This window comes from Rhizobium sp. BK376 (assembly GCF_004341625.1).
GTDB lineage: Bacteria > Pseudomonadota > Alphaproteobacteria > Rhizobiales > Rhizobiaceae > Rhizobium.
Window position 1 is genome coordinate 1 of sequence record NZ_SLZG01000080.1, and the last position, 2,858, is coordinate 2,858.

Here is a 2,858-nt window from a genome sequence, read left to right on the forward strand (position 1 = left end):
TCCTGAAAAGCCCGGTTACTACAGGCAGCGCGAAGGGTTGGCCTCGGTCGTACAAGCTGCTGGAGAACGTAGCACGGGCGTCAGGAAGACCGCAGGGTTGGCTCAGGCGCCTGGTTCCAATATCACTTATCTCTTTCCAAAGACGGGTGAAGAAGGCGAGTGAACAGTCGTGCGATCGCGCCGTTTTCCATTTAGGGTGTCACGGGTGGGGCGGCGCGATAGGTAAGTATGTGTCATTGCACGATGAGACTTCTGCGACGATGACCAAGCATCTCGGAAGATCACCAAATCGAGCAGGCGTGAAAAGGTTTGAGCGATCGGTCACTATCCGTAAGACCGAAATTTCCTTCATGCTTCTTGTAGTCCCAGACGGATCTTTCGGCACCAGCAGCCGATCCGGAGGATGGGCGTCGTCGCGTTTGAAGGTTGGCGTGTTTATCGGTCCGACCTACAAACCTTCAAGGCCGCGAAGTCAAACATCCCGATTGCAATGATCGAAGTTATCAAAAGGCTTGAGCGCGCGGCGCCTTCGATAAGCCTGCTGTCTGCAAGTGTCGGAACAGTAAATGGCATTTTTGCCCAGCGGGCTGAAAATCTTTAGGCAGAAGAGGCATCGTCGATCGCGAAGGCAGTCTTCGATACTCGGTATTCCGCAGCGCCTGAGGTAAGCTTTTTGTTTGCAGGTTTTCGAGCAGTAGCAAGCGGTCTTTCGGAGCGATGTGAAGGCGTCACCGCATAACTTGCAATGGGACACGATAAGCGATCGGCTTCGACTTTCCGACCTATGAATTGTATTGTGGCGCACCTTGCATTTCCGGCCACAGACGTAAACGACAGGAGCAACGTACCGTCGATACGTCCGGACCAGCCTACCGCAAATCTGGCACGGCAAAGGTTCGCGCCAATCGTCGCCTTCGTCAGGATGGCAAGCAGAGCAAAAGAAAGCATTCCGCTTGCGAAAAACGACACTACGCGAACCGAGCGTTACAGAACACTGTGGGTTCAAGCATTGCATCGCAATCACCGCCGCTGCTGTCCCAATAGTGGTGACAGCTTACCCCGCGACCCCATGATTGCAATTGGGGTTACCCTTCAGGGCGGGCGAGTCCTCGAACTCGTTCGTGATCTCTTCGAATTGCGAGGCTCGGGCCAACTTCGGAAAGGCTTTGAGAATTTGCTTCTCGACAAAATAAATACCCTCGAGCGCGTCGAACAACAGGTCGTCGAGGGTTTTGGCGCTGGCCACTGAAAGTGAAATGCCGCTGCAGATCAACGGGACGCAAAGTTTGCTCCGAGAGCAGGTGAGACGGTCTCGTAGTCGCCTAACGCCATCGCAGCCTGGTCTTACCGCGATCCATAGAACAGTCGGTTATCGGCCGCATCTTTTCCGCTGCTCGCGCGTTTCTGCAACGACGGCCATCGAAGCCATCGAATCGACCTTACGAGGGTGGGAAGAGGAGGAACCCGTGAGCACTGCCCGGCAAATACCTGAAGGTTTTTCGTCTGAAGCCGAATACGATCGGCATATTGATGCCTTGGCGGACGACGCGCCCGGGGACGAAATCCAACCGGAGTTCCTTGCGGAACAAGCTCGCGAAGATATTCTCCCAGAACGCCTTCATATTGAACAGTTCCAAGAAGAGCTCGCGCGTCTTCGGGCCGACATCGAAACGGTGAGGCTGAGGCTGGCTTCGATAACCGATCAATCAGCATCAGTTGTCCAGGCCCATGCCAGATGGCTGGACGCCAGCGCCCATGCCCAGCTCGGCCCCGCACCTTGGGCAAAGCTTGGTGCCGCCATGCTGGCGACTGCTGTGGCAACGCGCTTGTTCGCGAGGCTTCCGGTAGGGGCCATCTTGTCCGCCCTTGCGCCAATCGCCCTCAGAAAGCTGAGCCAGACAGCGCCCGCCAGGCGTTAATCAACTGCAAAATAACGGAGACGACTATGCCACCGCGAAAGACGACAACGGACCTGAGAGCCGAGACTGCGGCGATTGCCGAGGAAGTGCCGGAGTCCGCTATTGAAGCCACCCCGATAGAAACTGGCATCCCCGGACATGCGGGTTACGAGGCCGAGTTGAGTGATCTCCGCGCACAGATGAGCGCGCTCAACGAACAGATTGCAGCACTAGCCGAAAACGCCAGAAAAAAGACGGTCCACCTTGCAAGGCAGGGTGAAGCCACGGTCAAGCTCTACCCGGTCTCGTCGCTTCTGACCGTGGCCGCTATCGCCACCGCCGTCGGTTTTGCGCTTGCGGGCGGTCGTTCGCAACCGCCGAGATCGCGATACGAAAGATCACGCGACGATGTCGCCGATTTCGTCGAAGCTTTGCGCGCCCGACTTAATATTTGATACTTGCAATATGCCTTGATTCGCCCTCAACTCGGCGGAGGGCAAATGTGGGGACAATTATGCTGGACACCATCCTAATCGGGTTGTCTTCGGTGATACGTCGAACCGAAGATCTTGTGCGGAAGGCGCATCGCGCTGTCGCGAGCGGCCGCCTCGATGAAGTCGAGAGCTATAACGTTTACGTGGAATCGCAGAAGATGACCGATGTTCTCTTGGTTCTTGAAGCACAAGTTCGAAATCTGGGTCGCGCCTTCGAAGCGACGCCCGAAATGGCGCGGCGATTCACACTACACGCGAAGCTTCAGTAGAACTGGCTTGGCGCCGAGCAGTTTCGCTTCGGCTTTCGCGCGCCATAAAAACTAAAGATTGGCCGCCAATTGGGCGGCAACGTAAAGTCAATTGTTTTCCCCTTTTTCCCGCTTTGCCTTGTTGAGGCGCTGATGCTGAAGAAAGGCATAGGCAATCATCGTCATCAACGCGTGTCGGTGTAGGCCCTGCCATGATC

5 protein-coding genes are annotated in these 2,858 nt (G+C 55.9%); 4 read left to right on the forward strand and 1 reads right to left on the reverse strand.

The window, feature by feature from the left end; genetic code table 11:
* The first annotated feature begins 403 nt into the window (after positions 1–403).
* A complete protein-coding gene (locus EV561_RS36820) occupies positions 404–601 on the forward strand; it encodes a hypothetical protein (protein WP_132528760.1) in 198 nt (65 codons plus the stop codon).
* Positions 602–1,054: 453 nt separating this feature from the next.
* On the opposite strand, the gene EV561_RS38520 is transcribed toward EV561_RS36820, so the two are convergent.
* On the reverse strand, positions 1,055–1,246 hold the full coding sequence (locus EV561_RS38520; protein WP_132528761.1) for a DUF892 family protein: 192 nt from the start codon (positions 1,244–1,246) through the stop codon (positions 1,055–1,057).
* Between the two features lie 220 nt (positions 1,247–1,466).
* On the opposite strand from EV561_RS38520, the gene EV561_RS36830 reads away from it, so the two are divergent.
* Genes EV561_RS36830 through EV561_RS36840 form a run of 3 tightly spaced genes read left to right on the forward strand, consistent with a single transcriptional unit; the run spans position 1,467 to position 2,661 of the window.
* Complete coding sequence (locus EV561_RS36830; RefSeq protein WP_132528762.1) at positions 1,467–1,919, forward strand: hypothetical protein; 453 nt, start codon at positions 1,467–1,469, stop codon at positions 1,917–1,919.
* A 26-nt stretch (positions 1,920–1,945) separates the two neighbouring features.
* Positions 1,946–2,353, forward strand: coding sequence for a hypothetical protein (locus EV561_RS36835; RefSeq protein ID WP_132528763.1), 408 nt, complete (start codon positions 1,946–1,948; stop codon positions 2,351–2,353).
* Positions 2,354–2,412: 59 nt separating this feature from the next.
* Positions 2,413–2,661, forward strand: a complete 249-nt coding sequence (locus EV561_RS36840) for a hypothetical protein (protein WP_132528764.1) — start codon at positions 2,413–2,415, stop codon at positions 2,659–2,661.
* The last annotated feature ends 197 nt before the right edge of the window (positions 2,662–2,858 follow it).

Bases quoted from the DNA above. Each gene is read 5' to 3' on its own strand.
- EV561_RS36835 (WP_132528763.1), top strand. From the start codon at position 1,946: ATGCCACCGCGAAAGACGACAACGGACCTGAGAGCCGAGACTGCGGCG.
- EV561_RS36820 (WP_132528760.1), top strand. From the start codon at position 404: ATGGGCGTCGTCGCGTTTGAAGGTTGGCGTGTTTATCGGTCCGACCTA.
- EV561_RS36840 (WP_132528764.1), top strand. From the start codon at position 2,413: ATGCTGGACACCATCCTAATCGGGTTGTCTTCGGTGATACGTCGAACC.